General features: G+C 58.6%; 16 protein-coding genes. 11 read left to right on the forward strand and 5 right to left on the reverse strand.

Going from position 1 to position 20,300, the window contains the following annotated elements; genetic code table 11:
- The first annotated feature begins 62 nt into the window (after positions 1-62).
- The 5 genes from ACIOWL_RS04835 to ACIOWL_RS04855 all read left to right on the forward strand — a co-directional run bounded on the left by ACIOWL_RS04835 (position 63) and on the right by ACIOWL_RS04855 (position 7,124).
- Positions 63-1,163, forward strand: coding sequence for a substrate-binding domain-containing protein (locus ACIOWL_RS04835; protein WP_400382234.1), 1,101 nt, complete (start codon positions 63-65; stop codon positions 1,161-1,163).
- Positions 1,160-3,688 (forward strand): ATP-binding cassette domain-containing protein, encoded by a 2,529-nt coding sequence (locus tag ACIOWL_RS04840; RefSeq protein WP_400382235.1) that lies wholly within the window; start codon positions 1,160-1,162, stop codon positions 3,686-3,688. The genes ACIOWL_RS04835 and ACIOWL_RS04840 overlap by 4 nt, the downstream gene beginning before the upstream one ends.
- A gap of 2 nt (positions 3,689-3,690) precedes the next feature.
- On the forward strand, positions 3,691-4,695 hold the full coding sequence (locus tag ACIOWL_RS04845) for an ABC transporter permease (protein WP_400382237.1): 1,005 nt from the start codon (positions 3,691-3,693) through the stop codon (positions 4,693-4,695).
- A 193-nt stretch (positions 4,696-4,888) separates the two neighbouring features.
- Positions 4,889-6,421 (forward strand): class I adenylate-forming enzyme family protein, encoded by a 1,533-nt coding sequence (locus tag ACIOWL_RS04850; protein WP_400382239.1) that lies wholly within the window; start codon positions 4,889-4,891, stop codon positions 6,419-6,421.
- Between the two features lie 4 nt (positions 6,422-6,425).
- Positions 6,426-7,124 (forward strand): EthD domain-containing protein, encoded by a 699-nt coding sequence (locus ACIOWL_RS04855; protein ID WP_400382241.1) that lies wholly within the window; start codon positions 6,426-6,428, stop codon positions 7,122-7,124.
- Positions 7,125-7,268: 144 nt separating this feature from the next.
- Here the strand turns inward: ACIOWL_RS04855 and ACIOWL_RS04860 are convergent, their stop codons facing one another.
- The 3 genes from ACIOWL_RS04860 to ACIOWL_RS04870 are packed head-to-tail and all read right to left on the reverse strand — an operon-like array spanning position 7,269 to position 10,217.
- A complete protein-coding gene (locus ACIOWL_RS04860; protein WP_400382242.1) occupies positions 7,269-8,312 on the reverse strand; it encodes an MBL fold metallo-hydrolase in 1,044 nt (347 codons plus the stop codon).
- 5 nt (positions 8,313-8,317) lie between these two features.
- Positions 8,318-9,076: an SDR family NAD(P)-dependent oxidoreductase gene (locus ACIOWL_RS04865; RefSeq protein WP_400382244.1), complete on the reverse strand. Its 759-nt coding sequence runs from the start codon at positions 9,074-9,076 to the stop codon at positions 8,318-8,320.
- Positions 9,066-10,217, reverse strand: coding sequence for an alkene reductase (locus ACIOWL_RS04870; protein ID WP_400382245.1), 1,152 nt, complete (start codon positions 10,215-10,217; stop codon positions 9,066-9,068). Before ACIOWL_RS04870 ends, ACIOWL_RS04865 begins: the two co-directional genes overlap by 11 nt.
- 145 nt (positions 10,218-10,362) lie before the next feature.
- Here ACIOWL_RS04870 and ACIOWL_RS04875 point away from each other — a divergent pair, with 145 nt between their 5' ends.
- The 6 genes from ACIOWL_RS04875 (at position 10,363) to ACIOWL_RS04900 (ending at position 17,212) form a co-directional block, all read left to right on the forward strand.
- Positions 10,363-10,995: a TetR/AcrR family transcriptional regulator gene (locus ACIOWL_RS04875; protein ID WP_400382247.1), complete on the forward strand. Its 633-nt coding sequence runs from the start codon at positions 10,363-10,365 to the stop codon at positions 10,993-10,995.
- A 604-nt stretch (positions 10,996-11,599) separates the two neighbouring features.
- Entirely contained in the window at positions 11,600-12,418 is an 819-nt protein-coding gene (locus ACIOWL_RS04880) for a fumarylacetoacetate hydrolase family protein (RefSeq protein ID WP_400382249.1), read from the forward strand.
- A 26-nt stretch (positions 12,419-12,444) separates the two neighbouring features.
- Positions 12,445-14,187 carry an acetyl-CoA carboxylase biotin carboxylase subunit gene (locus tag ACIOWL_RS04885; protein ID WP_400382251.1) on the forward strand — a complete coding sequence of 581 codons (1,743 nt, stop codon included), beginning with the start codon at positions 12,445-12,447 and terminating at the stop codon, positions 14,185-14,187.
- Complete coding sequence (locus ACIOWL_RS04890) at positions 14,184-15,056, forward strand: HpcH/HpaI aldolase/citrate lyase family protein (RefSeq protein ID WP_400382252.1); 873 nt, start codon at positions 14,184-14,186, stop codon at positions 15,054-15,056. The genes ACIOWL_RS04885 and ACIOWL_RS04890 overlap by 4 nt, the downstream gene beginning before the upstream one ends.
- Before the next feature lie 19 nt (positions 15,057-15,075).
- Complete coding sequence (locus ACIOWL_RS04895) at positions 15,076-15,552, forward strand: MaoC family dehydratase (protein WP_400382254.1); 477 nt, start codon at positions 15,076-15,078, stop codon at positions 15,550-15,552.
- Between the two features lie 289 nt (positions 15,553-15,841).
- A complete protein-coding gene (locus ACIOWL_RS04900; RefSeq protein WP_400382255.1) occupies positions 15,842-17,212 on the forward strand; it encodes an MFS transporter in 1,371 nt (456 codons plus the stop codon).
- A gap of 162 nt (positions 17,213-17,374) precedes the next feature.
- Here ACIOWL_RS04900 and ACIOWL_RS04905 read toward each other — a convergent pair whose 3' ends face one another.
- Complete coding sequence (locus tag ACIOWL_RS04905; protein ID WP_400382257.1) at positions 17,375-18,850, reverse strand: amino acid permease; 1,476 nt, start codon at positions 18,848-18,850, stop codon at positions 17,375-17,377.
- 14 nt (positions 18,851-18,864) lie between these two features.
- Complete coding sequence (locus tag ACIOWL_RS04910; protein ID WP_400382259.1) at positions 18,865-20,277, reverse strand: aspartate ammonia-lyase; 1,413 nt, start codon at positions 20,275-20,277, stop codon at positions 18,865-18,867.
- Between the last annotated feature and the right edge of the window lie 23 nt (positions 20,278-20,300).

Here is a 20,300-nt window from a genome sequence, read left to right on the forward strand (position 1 = left end):
TTTTGACACAGAATTACCCTCAAACATTTACGGCATCGTCCGTTATTCAAAGGAGAATACCCATGAACACTCGCAAAATTGCACCCCTGGTTGCCAGTATGGCGGCCCTGGCACTGTTCGCTACAGGATGCGCCAGCACCAGCTCTGACCCAGGTACCTCCGCGCAGGGAGCTGAGCTCAATGGCACAAGCGAGTACGGCACCGGGAACATGGCCGACTTCTGCCCCAAGGAACCAATGAAGGTTGCATATGCCAAGGGCAGCAACAATTCCTGGACCACCATCACCCTGGCGGAAATGCGTGATGAGGCCGCTAAATGCGACACCATCACCGAGGTGATCTTCACCGACGCCCAGGGAAATCAGCAGCAAGCCATTAGCGACATCAATTCCCTAGTGGCCCAGGGGGTCAAAGCCATCGTGGTCCAGCCGGAGTTCGGTCAGGCGCAGATTCCGGCCCTGCGCGCAGCACACGACGCAGATATTGGGGTTGCCACGTTGATCTCCAGCGCCGGTGGAGTGGTAGGAGAGGACTACGACGCCGAAATTCTGGAGGACACCGACGCCTCGGGCCGCGACTGGGTCAAATGGTTGGATGCGACGATCGGCGAGGGAAGTGTCGCTTTCCTCGGCGGCGTTCCGGGGGCCGCCTCCAGCGCACAGTTTTTCGACGGTGTGAAGAAGGCGCTGGCGGACTACCCGAAGCTGAAACTGGTCTCTGACTCTGTCATCGATACCAATTGGGACGCGGGACAGAAGAAGCGTGTGGTGTCTGGCCTGTTGGCCCAGCACGGCCGGATTGACGCGTTTATCACCGACTACGGCCTGACCGACACCGGGGTCATCGACGCCTACAAGGAGGCAGGCTTGGAGCTGCCGGCCATTGCCACCAATGCCAGCGGCAACGCCAATGGCTGCCAGTGGGAAGAAGAGAACTATCCGTTTATGGGCTTGGAAGAGACGACCAGTTTTGGGCGGATCGCCTTGCGCAAGGCTGTCGCCGCCGCAGAAGGAATCGAGAATCCAGAACCCGCAGTGGTCCAGATGCCGACCATCATTGACACAACCAACGGCAAAAACCCGCGCTGCGATAAGAGCCTGCCAGCGGACGTCGACCTCTCTTCAACGCTGAGCACCGAGAAGCTGAAGGAACTGTTCCAGTGAGCACCACCCAACCACTTCACGCAGGGGGAATGACCGACACCCGGCACACCGTGCTGCAGGCACAAAAAATCACTAAGACCTATCCCGGGGTTACCGCCTTGGACCAGGTTGACCTGGAAGTTCTTAGCGGTGAAGTCCACGGAATTGTCGGCGAAAACGGTGCCGGAAAGTCCACCTTGATGGGTGTTGTCTCCGGGGCGGTGCAGCCTGATGAAGGGCGGGTTCTCCTCGCCGGTGAGACCCTGAGTGCAGCGGACCCGCTACAGGCCCGAGAACTCGGGCTGGCGATGGTTCGCCAAGAGCCGGCATTGCTGCCCGACCTCAGCATCGCCGAGAACCTGTATCTCGGCACGCCGCAACGGATGCGACCGAAGATCTCTGACCTCCAGCCCTGGGCCGCCGGGATCCTGGCGCGCTGGGATGCGGGCCTGCAGCTGAATCCGGCGCTTCGTGTTGAACAACTCCCGCCGGAACAACGATTTATTGTTGAGATTTGCCGGGCGCTGGCAGCTGAGCCGAAGGTGCTGGTGCTGGATGAACCAACGGAGCATCTCGCGGCGGCTGATGTGCAGATCCTTTTCGGACATATAAGGTCCGTTGTTGAGCAGGGTGCCGCCGTCATTTACATTTCCCATCGTGTCTCGGAAGTGAAGGAGATTTCGCAGCGGATTTCGGTGCTCCGCAACGGGCAGGCCAAGGGCACCCACCTGGCTGCCGAGCTCACCGAGAAAGACATCGTTGACCTGATTGTCGGTCGGGTTCTTGAAGCGACTTTCCCGGTCAAACCGGGAATTGATGCTCAAGCCAGGACCCAGCTTGAGGTGCGTTCATTGGACGGGCCAGATTTCGCCTCGGTGGCGTTGCACGCGCGAGCCGGTGAAATTATTGGTCTGGCCGGAATCGAAGGCAACGGGCAGCGGGAGTTTATGCGGGCCCTTGCCGGGATCGGAACCAGCCGGGGCGAGGTGAAGATCAGCGGGAAAAACCTCAGCCTGCGTTCCTCGGCTACCGCGGCAGCTGGTGGGATGGCTTATGTGGCTCCCGACCGGCATCGTGAGGGAATCTACGCCGGCCTGGGAATCCGGGAGAACATCTCGGCACGGGTGCTACCGCATTTCAGCAAGGTCGGTTTTGTTTCAGATCGGGTGGAAACCGCTGCGGTGCGTCAGATGGCGGAGAAATTTCGTGTCAAGACTCCGCACCTGGAAACCGACATCGCGGCGCTGTCCGGTGGCAACCAACAGAAGGCGGTACTGGCTGGTGCTTTCGCCGCCAATCCACAAGTGCTGCTGTTGGATGAGCCGACGCAGGGTGTTGATGTGGGTGCACGAAGTGAGATCTATACACTCATTCGCGCGCGAGCGGCCGAAACCGGGATGGCGGTTTTGGTGCTTTCCTCGGATGCCAAGGAACTTGAGGGACTGTGCGACCGGGTGCTGGTATTCTCACGTGGTTCGGTGGTCCGCGAACTGGTGGACGACGAAGTTGCGGAAGAAACCATTACCGATACCGCACTGAAGGCAACCAGCGTCAGGGAAAAAGTTGCATCCGGCCGGGGGCGTCTTGGAAACTGGCTTGCCGGGGACCTTGCGCCGATTTGCCTGGTCGGCGCCGCCTTGCTGGTCCTTGCGGTGTTGGCTCAGGGCTTGAACCCGTTGTTTTTCACCGAGCGCAGCATTTCGGCGCTGCTGATGATGTCGACCACCCTGATTTTTGCCTCACTGGCGCAGAACCTGGTGTTGCTGATTGGCGGTATTGATCTCTCCATCGGCCCCTACATGGGGCTGACCGTGGTGGTGCTGTCGTTTTTCCTTGTTGACGGGACCGGTTCAGGGCTTCAACTGATGGGTTGGGCCTTGTTGTTGCTGCTGCCCTTGATGTTGGGAATGGTGAACTGGGCGCTGAGCGATGTGGGTGGAATCCATCCGATGATCGCCACCCTGGTGACCTATATGGCGCTTCAGGCCGTAGCCTTGATACTGCGTCCAACCCCCGGCGGAACCATCAGCCGCGGCATCACCGAACCGTTGAGTCTGAAGGTGGGGCCCATCCCGGTACTGTTTGTGCTGGCGGCTACCGTAGCGGTGGCGCTTTCGCTCTGGCTTCATCGCACACGGGGCGGGATCGCCCTGCGCGCGGTCGGTTCGGCACCCACAGTTGCGGAGGTCAACGGGCTCAACCCCAAACGGATCCGCGCCCTGGCCTATGTCGGAGCGTCGTTGCTGGCCACATTGGGTGCTATCACCTTGATGGTTCAGCTTGGCAGCGGTGATCCGACGGCCGGCACCAGCTATACGTTGTCTTCCATCAGCGCCGCGGTCATTGGCGGGGCAAGCCTGCTGGGCGGGCGCGGAACATTTTTTGGCGCGTTCCTCGGTGCGTTGCTGATCCAGACTGCCATGACGGTAACGACGTTCATCGGCTTGAATTCGGCCTGGCAACAATTCCTCATCGGTGGGTTAACCATCCTTGCGGTGGCTGGCTATTCCCGCAGCCGTCAAATGGCGAAAGTTGAGGCGAGATAATGATGAGTACTTCCCAGGCTTCTCTTCACGAAGGGAAACAGGAGCAAACGTCCTTGCCCGTCATCGGCAAGGCACCCTTCAAGATGCCAGCTTATCTGCCGGTGTTGGTCTCAACCTTGGTGTTGGTGGTGATTAGTGCGGTGATTGCGCCGCGGACCATGAGCTCAATTTCCCTTGGAGCAATGCTTCCATTTGCGGCGATCCTTGCGGTTGCCGCGGTGGGCCAGACCCTGGTGGTCCAGCAAAGAGGTATTGACCTTTCCGTGGGTGGAAGTATTACCTTGGCCGCGGTGCTGGTATCCGCGGGCCCTGGCAAGTTCGGAATCTCGGTATTTGTCATGATCCCCGTGGTTCTGGTGATCTGCGGATTGCTCGGGCTGCTCAATAGCATCCTGGTCTCCCGAATGCTGATCACTCCCTTGGTTGCCACCCTGGCGGTGAATGCGATTCTGGTGGGCGCGGCGTTGCTGTTCACCTCTGGTTCCTCCGCGGCGGCACCGGCGGAGCTAAGCTCCGCGGTCTCGGCCCGTTTCTTGGGCTTGCCAGCCCTGCTGTGGTTCAGTTTGGTGTTTGTCGCGGTGCTGGCGCTGGTTGCTTCGAAGTCTGTTTTGGGACGGCAGTTTGTCCTCACCGGCGCGAATCCTGCAACGGCAATCAGCAACGGCATTCGGGTTCAACGCAGTGTGGTGCTGGCCTATGTGGTGGCCGGTGTCTGCTATGGCATTGCCGGGATCCTTTTGGCAGGCTATCTGCAAAATGTCACCGTCAACGCCGGTAGCTCCTATCTGATGTCTGTGATTGCGGTGGTCATTGTTGGAGGCACCCCGCTGACCGGTGGCCGAGGCACGATCGTGGGAACGGCGATTGCGGCGCTGTTTATGTCCCAGCTGATTCAGCTCGTCCTCACGCTGGGTGCGCCGACTGCGACCCAGATGCTGATCCAGGCGCTGGCCATTGCGGTGGCGGCGGTGTTGGGTGCGGTCAAACTTCGGCAACGTCGACGATAGGCCAGCACTGGCCTGAGGCCCAAAGGAATACCTGAGCACCCCATTGTGCAGCACATTCACCGCGTTACGCTGTGTTTAATGTGTTGCACGATGAGGTGCTTCGTCTTAGAATTGGTATACAAACAAACGTTCGTTTTTGGCCTCTTTGTAGTTGCTCCGCAACGAGGCGGACCTAGATCTTGAGGAGAATCTCATGCGCACAATCGGTGAATGGATCCGGTTGAATTATCGACGCTTTCCCGCCCGTGAAGCGCTGGTAGCCCGGGATGGCAGGCTTACGTTCGGAGAGCTCGCTGAACGAAGCTGGCAAACGGCACGTGGGCTACGAGACCTCGGGGTGCGGTCGGGGAGCAACGTCGGTGTGATGGGCGGAAATTCCCTGTTTAACGCCGAAATGTTTTTCTCTGTCGCCGCTTCCGGTGGCTGTTATGTCGCCTACAACTGGCGTTGGGCGGCCTCGGAGTTGGCCGTGGGTATCAAGGAGACCGGTGCTGAGGTCATCCTTGTCGAAGCGCAGTACGAAGAAAAAACTCGAGAGGCCTTGGAAATTTTGGGGCAGAGCGAAGACCGTGTCCCGACCATGATCGTTGAGGGCTCCCAGGCGGATGCCTTGCGGGTGGGTACCGGAGTTTTTGAGTGCGAGTCCACTTTGGAGGACCCGCTGTGCATTATCTATACCGGAGGCAGCACGGGAACTCCCAAGGGTGTGGTGATTTCGCACCGGGCCGCTGCCGCCAACGCGATCAATGAAATGTACGACTGCTCCATGGGCTCACGTCCGAAGGAACGCGGACTAATCCTGACGCCGTTTTTCCACTCGGCGGCCCTGCTCTGTTGGCTGGTCCCGCACTTCATTTCGGGCTCAACGAGTGTGATTGCCGAAAAGTTTAATGACGAGATCGTTGTTGATCTGATGGAACGCGAGAAAATCACCAACACCTTCTTGATTCCAAACATGCTCCGCCGTTTGATGCAAAACGGTGTTTTTCACAATCCGCAGACACGCAAAACGTTGCGTGCGGTGCATACCGGTGCCGGCCTGTTGCGGATGCCGGATAAGGAGATGTTCGCGGCGCAGTTACCGGAATCCGAACTTTACTTCAGGTACGGGCTCACCGAAGGCGGACCGATGGTGACCCGGCTCAAGCCCATGGACATGCTTGATACGCAGGTCGACGGGTCGATCGGTACCGAATACCTGTTGGCGGAAGTCCAGCTGCAAGACCTGGACGGAAACCAGGTTGCGCCCGGGGAACTGGGGGAGATCTGCGTTAAAGGCCCCTCGCTCATGACCGGGTACTATGGCCGTCCGGAGGCGACCGCTGAAGCGATGCGCGGCGGGTGGCTGCACACCGGGGATCTCGCCGTCCAGGACGAGCGCGGCTATTACTACTTCCGGGACCGACTGAAAGAAATGATCAAAACCGGGGGAGAAAACGTCTACTCGGCGGAGATCGAGCAAGTTCTTTACCTGCATCCAGCGGTGCTGGAAGCAGTGGTTGTCGGCGTCCCAGACCCGGTGTGGGACGAGGAAGTACGCGCGGTGGTGGTACTCCGAGACGGCGCTCAAGCCGGGTTCGACGAGCTCTCAAACCATCTGCGAACCCAACTCGCCGGCTACAAGATCCCCAAAAAGATCGCCTTCGTCGGCGCGGGGGAGCTGCCTCGTTCGGCCGCAGGAAAACTTGTCAAGGCTCAACTGAAGTCAAACTTAGGATGGTCGTAAATCCATGGGGGATCTTGAATCGAACACAGTTCTCAAACGGATCACCTATCTTGAAAAACGAGAGGATCTGAGCCAGACAGACTTCGGTCAGCATTGGGTCGGACCCCACGCCGAGATTGCCCGTGATTTGCCGGGTGTAGCCTGCTACCTTCAAAACCACGTGCAGCACCGAATCTCGCTGAGCGATGAGCCCGCCTACCGGGTTGATGGAATCGTGGAACTATGGTTTCAGTCTGATGAAGTAGTCTCGGCGGCGAGCGACAGCCTGGTGGCTGATCGTTTGGTCGAGGACGAACTGAAGTTCCTATCGGGACTGACCGGTGGTCCGGTTATCGCGCACCTGCCCCACGAACCATGGCCGTACAAAATCTGGGTACTAGGCCTCCGGAAACCGGAAACAACCTCCGATGCCCTCGGGCAGTGGGAGCAGAAACTCTGCGGCTCGCTGCCGGGGGTCCTGGGCAGCGAAATCAATCTGCTCAAAGACAATCCCGTGCTCTTGCTGCGTGAAGGCCTTCGCCATGAAACACAGATCCCGCACGTCGCGGTGGCCTTGGGATTTGAAGACCAGCACTCGGCTGAGAACGCGCTGGATGTGATCGCTGCCGACCAGCACAAACTGCTGGGGCTACTGCGAAACGTGCATGTGTATCTTGCGCGCGAACGCGTAATTGTTGATGCCCAAGTAGGAGCCGAATCCTAGCCCACCGCGCCCAAGTGGCGCGGTGGGCAGCCGCCCGGTATTCGGGCGGCGACTGGTCTTAGGGATGCAAAACAAAAAGTGTGTGAGAATCGCCCACCACGGGGGAGTCTCACACACTTTTATTTTGTCGTGTTTTTTGTTGGCTCAGGAGGACACACTCTCCGGAAGCCCTGGAACTGCCGGATGAATACCTTCGGTGGCCAAATACTGGAGGTGAGCGGCGGTTTCGCTCAAGGCGAGGCGGAACTGGACGCCACCCAGGGAATCCCAGCCGCGGGACCAGCTCAACTGCCGCGCCACGTCATAGACCGTTGAAGCCCCGGAGGATAAAACCTGCTGTACTTCCGCTGAGCGCTCATCGATGTGCTGCAGCAGAACCTCGGCTCGATCTGCCACACCGCTGAACCGGTATTCGTGTGCCGGCAAAACTTCGAAGTCATTGTTCTGCGCAATGAGCCGCAACGAATGGATGTTGTTCCGCAGGGGATCGGCATCTCCGCGAATTTCCAGCGATACGTTGGGAGAAATTCGAGGCAGCAGATGATCTCCGGCAAACAACAAGGCTCCGGACTCATCCCATAAACAGATGTGCCCGGGGGTATGCCCGGGAGTCGCTGCAACCCGTAGGGTGCGCCCGGCGATCGTCAGGGTCTCATCGTGTGCCAAACGAAGGTCTGGGTCCGCCAAGGCCTTTAAATCTTCCAGGGATCTTACGCTCATGGCTGCTTCGGGTACACGCTCAGCTGGGACACCCCAGCTGGCCATGCGTGCCTGATCCAGCCGCACCTCGTCGTGCGCATTTTCATAGGAGCTCAAATGACGCAGTTCGTTTTCACCCAGCGCAACCCAGGCCTTGGACAAATCGGCAACCCGGCGGGCAAGGCCTAGATGATCAATGTGGAAATGGGTGGAGATGACGCCGGTGACATCGCTGAATCCCAGTCCGACAGTGGATAAGCCGGCTTGGATCTGTGTCAGGCCTTCATCGCTATTGAAACCGGGGTCAATGATGAGGCATTGCGCCTGATCAAACAGCGCATAACACAGTGTATAGCGCATGGGATTACCGGGGAAGGTCACGGGAATGCTCAGGAGTCCGGGTCGAATCAATTCGACCGGTGGCAGAACCTTGTTTCGCCACGCGTCGAGTTGAGAATGCCCGGTCACCGTAATGGCAGGGGTTTGCATGCTGTTTAGTCCTCGTGATTATTGAACAGTGAGAACAGCTGGGTCGCGCCACCATCGATGAGCATGTTGGTGCCGTTGATGTTTTTGGCATCGTCAGAGATCAAAAAATTGACCAGCCCTCCGATTTCCGCCGGGTCAATGATGTTGCCTGTAGGCACACGACGCCGGACCTGCTGCCTGACTGAATCTATCACCATGGGGGTATCAACTACACCAGGGCAAATATTGTTAACGGTCAGGCCGGTGCCCCAGAAGTCTTCAAGGAGTGACCGGGTCAGGTTTGCCAGTCCTGCTTTTGACGCGGCGTAGCTGGGATACGGGTAGCCGGTCGTTCCGGCGATTGACGCGATATTGACGATTCGCCCCCAGCCGGCCTGGAGCATGTCCTCAGAGAATTCCTTGATCATCACGAACGGTCCCACTAGATTGATGTCGATGGCACGCCGGAAAGATTGGGCATCGGAGTCCTTGAGATACTTGCGGTCAAGAATGCCGGCGGCATTAACGAGAACCTGAACTGCCCCGATATGATCACGGATCTGCTGGTGCAGGGTTGCAACCGCCTGTTCATCGCAGACGTCGGCCGCGAATGCTGTAGCCTTTCCACCTTGTTCTCGGATCTTGAGGGCGGCGGCTTCACTGCGGTCCAGGTCTAGGTCCAGGCAGATGATGTGGTGTCCGGCCTGCGCGAGTCGGGAATTAATTCCCTCGCACATGCCGCCGGCAGCGCCGGTGATCAGGATGTTCAGTGAATTAGCAGTCATCTGTTGCTCCGTTTGCTGATGCCAAGAGGTTTTCTGGTGCGAGGTTTGCCAGGGAAGGGTAATCTGTATAGCCCGCTGCCGAGCCGCCGTATAAACCCTGAGGTGAGACCTGCTGGAGGGCTGAGCCTGCAGCTAGGCGGGACGGAAGATCTGGGTTGGCGATGAAGTCTCGGCCGAAACCGACGAGGTCTGCTACGCCGTCGTGGATGAGGCGTGCCGCCGATTCGGCGTTCAGACCCCCGGTGACGATCACCGTGCCGTCGAACAGGGCAGCCAAGTCTGAGGTGGGAATGGGATCATCGGTGGTGAGCTGAGTTGTCGATCCAGCGATACCCGGCTCGATGAGGTGTAGATACGCCAGGTCCAGGGTATTGAGCTTGGAAATGACGCAGCTGAAGAGCGAGAGCTTGTCTGAGTCGATGGCATCCATCCAGGTGGATGAAGGCGAGAACCGGATTCCAACACGATGCGAGGGCAGATGCTGGCAGACCGCCTCGATAACCTCAAGCATGAAGCGCATACGGTTTTCGATGCTGCCGCCGTACTCATCGGTTCGATGGTTGATTCCGTCGTCCAGGAATTGCTCGATGAGGTAACCATTGGCACCGTGCAGCTCAATTCCATCAAACCCTGCACGCACCGCATTCTTCGCCGCATCTGCGAAGGCTTGGATGATTTCGGAGATTTCCAGCCGTGAGAGTTCCTCGGGAGTTTCGTAGGGGATGCGTCCGTTGGCGCCTCGATAGGTGTAGCCGGTGATTGGAACCGGGGAAGGTGCCTTCGGCAACTGTCCTAGAGGTTGAACGCTTGAATGCGACTGTCGGCCAACGTGCCACAACTGGCAGTACACGGGATTGCCCTCGCTGCCCGCGGCTTGAACCACGGGGCGCCACGCGTCAACTTGTTCCTCAGAGTAAAGTCCTGGCACACAGGCGTACGCCGTGGCTTGAGGTAAAACCACGGTGCCTTCCACAATGACCAGGCCAGCGCTTGCTCGTTGTCTGTAGTATTCGGCCATGAGATCGGTAGGTACCCCTAGCGCGGTTGCCCGGCTGCGGGTCAGTGGAGGGTGCACGATGCGGTTTGCCAAAGATTGGCCACCCAATTGTGCGCTTTTGAAGAGAATTTCACGTTCAGCCATTTTGGACGCCCCTTACCTTACGAACGTTTGTACGTTAGTCTGAGTTTATTGATGAATCCCTGGTTGTCAATGCCGTGGGTGCAAGGTGAGCCGTTGGTGGCCTATTTCGGTAGGCTATATGCAGAAGTAAGTGGAGGTGGGAATCGTGGCCGTACGTGGAGAACGCAATAGTGCCCAGATGATCCGGGATGAAGCGGCGAAGCTGTTTTTTGAGCGCGGGTATGATGCAACAACACTTCGCCAGGTCGCTGCGGCTGCCGGGCTGAAGGTGGGAAGTTTATATAACCACATCAGCAGCAAGGAAGACCTGTTGCAGCAGATCATGGGTGGAATCATCGATGACCTGATGGAGCAGGTGCGTGGAGCAGTCTCTGCCGTGCCTGCGGGGGACGCGGTTCAGCTGCTGCAAGCTGCGTTGTCGGCTCACATCATGTTCCACGCTGAACGAGCTCAGCAGGTCTTTATCGGAAACGCGGAACTGCGATCATTACCCGAAGCGGCCCGCTCTCAGGTGATTGACAAACGCGGCGAGTATGAAGCGTTTTTGGCCGAATTGGTTGAGGCGGCGGGCGAGGCTGGGTTGGCAAACGTGATTGATGCCAAGATCCACGTATACAGCTTTGTCGCCCAAGCTACACATGTCGCTGGGTGGTACCAACCCGGTGGTCGGTTGGAACTCTCGGAGATCGTTCGAATCTACACTCAGTTGGCCTTGCGTGAACTGAATGTTGTGGATGCGGATCAGCGCGTAGAACGTGCATTGTCGGTGAACCTTTAGAGGTGTCCCTGGGTGCGCCTCGTTGCACCAAGCGTCAAGAGACCTTTGCTGGTTTCTTGACGCTTTTTCGTTAACACGCATTCCAGCTTCTCGGCCTGTGAGATAGGTGGCGCGTTTCAGCTTGTCCTCGATTTTGAACAAAATTCTTGTTCAGATTTCTCGTCTAGGCCGGCCGCGCGCCAGGTGCTGAAGTGCTCGGCGGTTGGGGTTCTGAGCGAAAAATTTGATCAAGTTCGCATGGTACGAAACGTGGATCTCCGGTTCGCCCGGCTGGTTTTGAACAAAATTTCTGTTCAGGTCACTTGTGTGATCTCGCCGTGCGCACCAAGGGGTGAGGCGCTGTGAAGCCCTTGAAGATTCTGAGCAAGATTGTCTAAATCCGCACCGTCATCGCCGCAGATCTGCCGGCCTGCATGGTCCTCTTGGATTCTGAGCAAAATTTTTGATCAGTTTCCAGGCTGATCCAACCCGCAAGGAAGAAAATTTACCCAACCTACTTACGTACGAACGCTCGTTCGTGTTACTGTCTTTTCAAGACGATTTCACTGCCTGAACACCATCGAGAATGGTGCCGGCGAATGAACCTGAAGGAATGACGCAAGAGATGAAACTGGCCACCGTACGCACAGCAGGGCGCACAGCGTTAGCGCAACTGATAGATGACTCGTTGCACCTGTACCCGTTTACCGATGTTGGCGCGTGGCTCAAAGCCGGTTCTCCGGACCTGTCGGGCACAAGCGTTGAAGTAATCGACGAGGCAGAGGCTAACTTTGCTCCGGTTGTTCCAATGCCAGGAAAGATCGTTTGTGTCGGTCTGAACTATCGCGAACATATCGAGGAGATGGGTAGGGAACTGCCGCAACGCCCCACGTTGTTTGCGAAGTTTGCCGATTCACTCATTGGGGCATTTGATCCGATCATCCTGCCGTTGGGGTCCGAAGCCGTGGATTGGGAGGCTGAACTCGCGATTGTGGTTGGCCGCGACGTAACCCGTGGAACCGCCGAAGAAGCAGCTTCGGCAATTGCCGGGTTTACCGTCTCAAATGATATTTCCGCTCGGGATTTCCAGCGATTCACCCCGCAGTGGTTGCAGGGCAAAACCTTCGACAGCACCACCCCTCTTGGCCCTTACCTGGTCACCGTGGATGAAACGGGAGTGGATCCAGACCTGGCGTTGAGCTGCACGGTTGACGGAGTAGTCAAGCAGTCATCCGGAACTGGAGACCTGGTGTTTAAACCCGTTGATTTGGTTCAGTACATTTCCTCAATAACGACCCTGCGCGCAGGGGACGTGATCCTGACCGGTACTCCCGGCGGGGTCGGCGACGGCCGCTCACCCAAAGAATTTTTGACTGCGGGAAGCGTCGTTCAGACGTCTCTAGTTTCCATTGGCAGCTGTCAAAACACCTGCGTTTCCCTCTAATCCAGCAAGAACTTTCAAGGAGAATCATGTTCAGCAAGATCCTGATCGCCAACCGCGGCGAAATTGCTGCTCGTATTGTGCGTAGCTGCCGAGAACTGGGAATCGAATCGGTAGTGATCCATTCTGATGCCGACTCCGGGTCGTTAGCCGTTCGGACTGCGGATCACGCAGTGAATCTTGGCGCGGGTCCGGCCGCGGAGAATTACCTGAATATCCCGGCAGTGATCGCCGCAGCGGTCAATTCCGGGGCCCAAGCAATTCACCCCGGATATGGATTCCTGTCGGAAAACCCCGAGTTCGCTGCGGCTGTTGAGGGTGCTGGGCTCACCTTCATTGGCCCGTCGGCCCAAGCGATCCGTGTCATGGGTGGCAAGGTTGAAGCTCGAAAGGTAGCGGTACAAGCGCAGGTTCCGCTAGCACCTGGTTCGGATGGTCCGGTGAGTTCTGCCGATGCCGTAGAAGCGTTCGGCGCTGAGCATGGGTATCCCGTTCTGGTGAAGGCCTCGGCTGGAGGCGGCGGACGCGGAATGCGGCGAATCAACACCCAAGCAGAAGCCCAAGAGGCCTTCGACGCCGCAGTCCGCGAGGCCACCGCGGCCTTTGGCAACGGCGAAGTTTACCTAGAGCGCTACCTCACCAACTCCCGTCACGTTGAAGTCCAGATCCTTGCAGACCGGCATGGGCAAGTTGTTTACGTCGGCGACCGAGACTGCTCGGTCCAGCGCCGTCACCAGAAGCTCATTGAGGAATCACCGGCTCCAGGCCTGAGCGCGCAGATGCGCCGAGACATGGGCGAATCCGCGATTCGACTGGCCAAAGCGGTGGACTACGTCGGTGCTGGAACCGTGGAATTCCTCGTAGAAGAAGACAAGTTCTATTTCCTGGAAATGAACACCCGCATCCAGGTGGAGCACCCGGTCACCGAAATGGTGCACGGGGTTGACCTGATTGCCGAGCAGATCAAGGTAGCTTCCGGTGCCGAACTGTCGATCCAAGATCGTTTGGAACCAGCAGGCGCAGCCGTAGAGGCCCGCATTAATGCCGAAGATGTAGCTGGCGGGCTCTTTTTACCCGCACCCGGGCCTATCGCCGGATTGACGGTTCCCTCCGGGGAAGGCATCCGATTCGATGCGGGTTACGAACAGGGCGACGAAGTGCTTCCGTACTACGATTCGTTGATCGGCAAGCTGATCGCGTTCGGCAGCGACAGAGAACAGGCCATTGAACGCTTGACCGTTGCCTTGCAAGAACTCAAGATCGAGGGGGTTGAAACCACAATCCCGGCGGCACTCGCGGTCCTGAAACATGATGACTTCCGCCAGACCAGGTTCAATACCCTGTGGCTTGAGAGCACCGTGGACTTCAGCGAATCGGAGGAAGACCGTCAGCAAGTCGAAGTCGGCGGACGGTACTATCTCATCCCCACCTTCAGCGATTTTGGAGTTCATGGGGGCTACGGGGTTGGCGAAGTTCAGGCCCCCGGAGCGGCCACAGTGCTGAGCGGGAGAAAGAGCTCATCTCGTCGCGCGGTTGCCGTCAGCGACGGCAGCATCAAGGCGCCGATGCAGGGAACCATCGTGAAGATCAACGTCGCTTCCGGAGACCAAGTTGCCAAGGGTGACGTGTTGTTCGTCTTGGAGGCCATGAAAATGGAGAACCCGCTGACCGCGCCATTTGACGGAGTCATTGGCGAGGTAACTGCAGAAATTGGGCAATCGCTGGCCGCCGGCACCATCCTGACAACAGTTGAAGAGTTGGTGACGGCATGAGGCCCTATCGATCCCTGCTGTTTGTTCCGGGGCATAAACGTGACTGGATTGATAAGGCGTTAGCTTCCGCGGCGGATGCGATCATCATCGATCTGGAAGATTCGGTTCCCACGGCGGACAAGGCGCTTGCACGCAACAACGCGCTGTCGGCACTTGAAGCCCACGACGGGCGCAAGGGAATTTTGATCCGCCCCAACGCCTTGGACACCGATCATTTTGGTGCGGATATTGCAATGGTGACCCATTCGAAACTGACCGGTTTCCTGCTGCCCAAGTTGTACTCCCGAGACGACGTAGTGCGTTTTGATGCCTTGGTGAGTGCCGCGGAAATTGCCCATCAGGTGCAGCGTGGCTCCGTGGAGTTGATCCCGTCGCTGGAAACAGCGGCTTCGATTTCCCAGGTTGATCAGATTCTCACCGGCCCACGGGTTGGTGGTGTGATGGCCGCAGCGGCCAAGGACGCCGACGTATCCCGCGAGGTTGGATTCTCCTGGACCACTCAGGGCCTGGAAACCTTGTATCTGCGTAGCAAAGTGGTTCTTGCCGCCAGGGCAGTGGGGATTCGAACGATTGTCCTGGGCCTCTGGCAACAGGTGCACAACCTTGACGGTATGCGCACCTTTGCGCAGGACAATTCGGGGCTTGGCTACAGCGGGCAAGTGCTCATCCATCCCTCGCACGCGCCCATTGCCAATGAAGAGTACGGCCTGGATGAAACAACGGCCGAATACTACGCAGGTTTGGTTGCTGCCTTTGAAGCTGGGCAGGCGAACGGGCATGGGGCGGTCATGTTCCGCGGCGACCACATTGACCTAGCCCATGCAAACCATGCTCGCCAGGCACTTGAATTCGCAGACCGCTTGGTCTGATTTTAGAAAGGAGAACATCATGGCTGGAATGTACTTTGAGGATTTCGAAATTGGTGCGGTAATTCGCCACGAGGTGACACGTACCGTGACAGAAACCGATAACCTGCTGATCACAACGCTGACAATGAACGTCCAACCGCTGCACCTGGACGCCGAGTTCGCCAAGGAATCGATTTTCGGGCGCCAGATTGTCAACAGCATTTTTACCCTGGGTGTGGTGACCGGGGTCCCGGTGCAGGACACGACCCTTGGCACGACCTTGGGAAATCTGGGTTTCCGAGATATTGAATTCCCCAAGCCGGTCTTTTTTGGTGACACCCTGCGTGTTGAAACCGAAGCCCTGGATAAACGAGAGTCCAAGTCCCGACCGGACACCGGCATCGTGGGGATTGAGCATCGCGGTTACAACCAGCGCGGTGAACTGGTGTGTGTGGTGCGGCGCAGCGCATTGATGAAGCGGCGGATTGAAGCGGTCGACGCGGCAACTGTCAGCTAGGCAACGCGGCAACACACTGTTGTAGGAAGGCACGTCTCTACCGGGTGGAGGCGTGCCTTGCTGCGCCCAAAAAATACCAAATAAAACGTGTTTGACCTGCATATTTAATGTTTCAGAAGGTTGGGGTTTTGCTATTGAAAATCCTGAGATGTGTGTCACAATAAATAAGTAACGAACGAACGACCGTTCGTTAAAATTTCGAAAATTTCCGCGACGTGCCAGGGACTGTAACCGGTAGGTCGACTTACCCTTAGAACCGGAAATACCAATCATCGAGGAGCGCATTCCGATGTCACATTTGGCGAACCAAACACAATCCGATGGACCTTGCGGTGGTGCTGATGGGCAATCGCCCGACGCGGCGCTGGTGACGGCCTCCGGCGCTCGCCGAGCTGTGGTGAGCGGAACCTTCGGCACAGCCCTGGAATGGTTCGACTTTGCAGTGTACGGAACGCTTTCGGCAACTGTGTTCCCGCTGCTGTTTTTCCCGGGTTTCGACTCGAACACCGCGATCCTGGCCTCTTTCGCGACTTTTGGTGCTGGAATGATGGCACGCCCGCTGGGTGGAATCATTTTCGGCGCTTTGGGTGACAAGATCGGGCGCCGTGACGTCCTGATGATCACCCTTGTTTTGATGGGTGTTTCCTCGGTGCTGATTGGATTATTGCCAACCTACGCGACGATTGGGATCTTCGCGCCGACCCTGCTGGTATTGCTCAGATTCCTTCAGGGATTTGCCCTGGGCGGCGAGTCCACCGGTGCCCAGGTACTGGTGGTGGAGCATGCGCCGGATGGCCGGCGCGGGTTGTTCGGCGGATTGCTGGCCACCGGTTCCCCGCTTGCCCAGTCTTTTGCCGCTCTGACCCTGACCGGGCTGGCGTTTTTCCTTTCCGAGGAAGCGTTTAATTCATGGGGTTGGCGCCTGCCGTTCTTGATGGGTGTCGGGTTGCTGGTTGTCGGTGTTTACATTCGACGTAAGTTGGAAGAGACTCCGGCGTTCCAGGAAAGCAAGAAGCTGGCCGCCGAGCAGGCCATCCCGCAGGAACGTGCCCTCGCGGTTGTCACCAAGCATCCACTGACGATTCTGCGTCTGATTGGCGCGTGCGCCGCGATGGCGGCACTCTTCTGGATTTGTGTCACCTATGCTGTGAACTACCTGACCAGCGTCTTGGGTTATGACAAGTCGGTGACGTTTGCGGTGATTCTTGTCGCCAACGCGGTTTCGATCCCAGCAGCAATCTTTGGCGGTTGGGTCAGCGACAAGATTGGCCGCAAGAAGGCGTTCTTGTTGGGCCTGGTGCTGCAGGGAATCGCCGCGGGCACCATGTTCCCGATCATGAACAGCATGAATATCGTTGCAACCACGGCGATTATTTCCCTGGCCCTATGCGGGATACAGATCAATGCCGGGACCCAAGCGGCATTCTTCGCTGAATCCTTGCCGACTTCGATGCGCTACACGGGCTCGGCGCTGGGTATGACGCTTGGTGGGTTGATCTTCGGGGCGCCCATTCCATTTATCGCGGCGTGGGTATTCCAGCACAGTTCAAATGGCTCGGCGGTGCTGACCATTATTGCGATCTCCATTGTGGCCTTGTCCATGATCGCGACCCTCACCCTGCCCGAGCGCTACAAGTCCCGCCTGAGCGATACGGTCTAACGGGTAACGAGCACGTCGATACGCAGAACCTGACCCATGGGTACAGGGTTGTGTCTCCGGTTTAGTCCGGTATCCGGCGAGACTAACAAAACAGGTTCGGTGCCCTCGCATCATGCGAGGGCACCAAACCTGTTTGAACACCGTCAATATGCCGGTGGCTTATTACTTCTGCTGCGGCTTTTCAGCGGCAATGCGGGCCGCGGCCAGCTCATTGATCCGCCCGCGGCACAGGTACCAACCGCCAATGAGCATCGGGATGATGATGACCAAGGCGGCAATGGTCCAGGTGCCCACCGGGTTGTCAAAGGCCATCATGACCAGCACCGCGGCGAGGAACGCCAGGGTGACCCAGCCGGAAATCGGAGCCAGCGGCATGCGGAATCCGGGGCGTTCCATTTCCCCGCGGCGGGACTTCTTGACCAGCGCCATCTGGCACAACACGATCATTCCCCAGGAAGCGATGATGCCCACCGCGGCAAAGTTCAGCACGATCTCAAACGCGGCGGCCGGGACCACCGCGTTGAGCACCACACCGAGCACGGCCACCGCGGCGGTGATCACAATGCCGCCGTAGGGAACTCCCGAACGGTTCATGCGTCCGGCGAAGCGCGGTGCCGAACCGTTCAGCGACATGGAGCGCATGATGCGCCCGGTCGAGTAGAGGCCCGCATTCAGGGAGGAGAGCGCCGCGGTGAGCACCACCAGGTTCATCACCACATCCATGCCCTTGACCCCGATGGAGCCGAAGAAGGTGACAAACGGGGATTCCCCGGCCGAATAGGCGGTGTAGGGCAGCAACAAGGAGAGCAGCACCAGCGAGCCGACGTAGAACACGGCGATGCGGATGATCACGGTGTTGATCGCCTTGGGCATCACCTTTTCAGGGTTGGCGGTTTCGCCCGCGGCGGTGCCGATCAGCTCGATGGATGCGTAGGAGAACACCACACCCTGCATCAATACCAGTACCGGAAGCAGCCCATTGGGCAGCAGTCCGCCGTTATCGGACAGGATGGAGAAACCCACCTCATGTCCGTCCAGCGGGGTTCCGAAGATGACGAAGTAGCAGCCGACGATCAAAAAGGCCACCAGCGCGACCACCTTGATCAGCGCAAACCAGAATTCCATCTCGCCGAAGGCCTTCACGGAAATCAGGTTCATGGTCAGCACAATGGCCAGGGCCGCCAGGGCCCAGACCCACTGCGGGACCGCACCGATCCAGCTCACGTACTTGCCGAAGAACGCCATGTACAGCGCCACCGCGGTGATGTCCACAATGGAGGTCATGACCCAGTTCAGCCAGTACAGCCAACCGGTGGCGAAGGCCGCCTTCTCACCGTAGAACTCGCGGGCGTAGGACACAAAAGATCCGGTGGACGGGCGGTGCATGACCAGCTCGCCCAGGGCGCGCAAGATCAAGAAGGCGAAAAAGCCGCAGACAGCATAGCTGATCACAATGCCGGGGCCGGCCTGCGCCAGACGTCCGCCGGCACCCATGAACAGGCCCGTGCCGATGGCGCCGCCAATGGCGATCATCTGCATTTGCCGGGATGAGAGTCCCTTGTGGTAGTCCGCATCGCCAGCAGTCAGCGCGGCATCCGGGACATGCGCCGCGGTGGCGTTTGTGGTGGAGTTCTCCATAAGGTTCCTTGAGGTTAGTCGGAGAGGTTGGCGAGGCGCTCGGGGGAGAGCAGCTCGTTGAGGTCTTCAGCGGAGAGCAGGCCGCGTTCGAGTACCAGCTCGGCTACCCCGCGTCCGGTGTGCAGCGCTTCCATGGCGATGGACGTGGAGGCGGAGTAACCCAAACGGGGGTTCAGCGCGGTGACCAGGCCAATGGAGTTCTCCACTTCGCGGCGCAGCGCATCCTCATCCACGGTGATCCCGTCGATGCAGCGGGTTGCCAGGGTCAGGCAGCCGTTGGTCAGGTGCTTGAGCGACAGGCCAATCGAGTGGGCAATGACCGGTTCAAAGGCGTTCAGCTGCAGCTGGCCGCCCTCGGCGGCCATGGTCACGGTCAAATCGTGGCCCACCACCTGGTAAGCGATCTGGTTGACCACTTCCGGGATCACCGGGTTGACCTTGCCCGGCATGATCGAAGACCCCGACTGCACGGCCGGCAGGTGCATGTCGTTCAGCCCGGCCCGCGGGCCGGAGGAGAGCAGACGCAGGTCGTTGCAGATCTTGGAGATCTTCAGGGCCACCCGCTTGAGCACCCCGGAGAGGTGCACAAAGGCACCCACGTCGCTGGTTGCCTCGATGAGGTTGGGGCTGGTGGTCAGCGGCAACCCGGTCAGCTCGCGCAGGTGACGGCAGGCGGCCTCGGCGTAACCGGCCGGGGCGTTCAGGCCGGTGCCGATCGCGGTGGCTCCCAGGTTGATTTCGGTGACCAGGGACAACGACTCTTCCAAGCGGGCGCGGTCTTCTCCCAGAGTGACGGCCCAGCCGCCGAACTCCTGGCCCACGGTCATCGGCACCGCGTCCTGCAGCTGGGTGCGGCCCATCTTGACCACGGTGCGGAATTCCTCGGCCTTGGCCAGGCAGGAATCCTGCAGCACACTCAACGCCTCAAGCAGCGGCTGGCTGGCGAAGTGGGTGGCGATGTTCACCGCGGTCGGGTAGGCGTCGTTGGTTGATTGGGAGAGGTTCACATGGTCGTTCGGATGCAGGTACTGGTACTCGCCCTTGGCATGGCCCAGGATTTCCAACGCCAGGTTGGCGATGACCTCGTTGGCGTTCATGTTGGTGCTGGTGCCGGCCCCGCCCTGGATCGGGTCGATAATGAACTGCTCATGCAGTTCGCCGGCGGCAATACGCTCGCAGGCGGTGTCGATGGCCGCGGCGCGTTCGGCGTTCAGCAACCCCAACTCCTGGTTGGCGCGGGCCGCGGCCTGCTTCACGCGCGCCAGTGCGCGGATCAGGTGCGGGTTGCCGGACAGCTGGGTTCCGGTGATATCAAAATTGTGTTTGGCGCGCAGGGTGTGCACACCCCAGTAGGCCTCAACTGGAATGTCGAGGTCGCCGATCAGGTCATGCTCTACGCGGGTGGCGGAAAGCTGAGGCTGGATCATGAGGATATTTCTCCTGAAATGGT

This window comes from Glutamicibacter sp. NPDC087344 (assembly GCF_044744225.1).
Lineage (GTDB): Bacteria > Actinomycetota > Actinomycetes > Actinomycetales > Micrococcaceae > Glutamicibacter.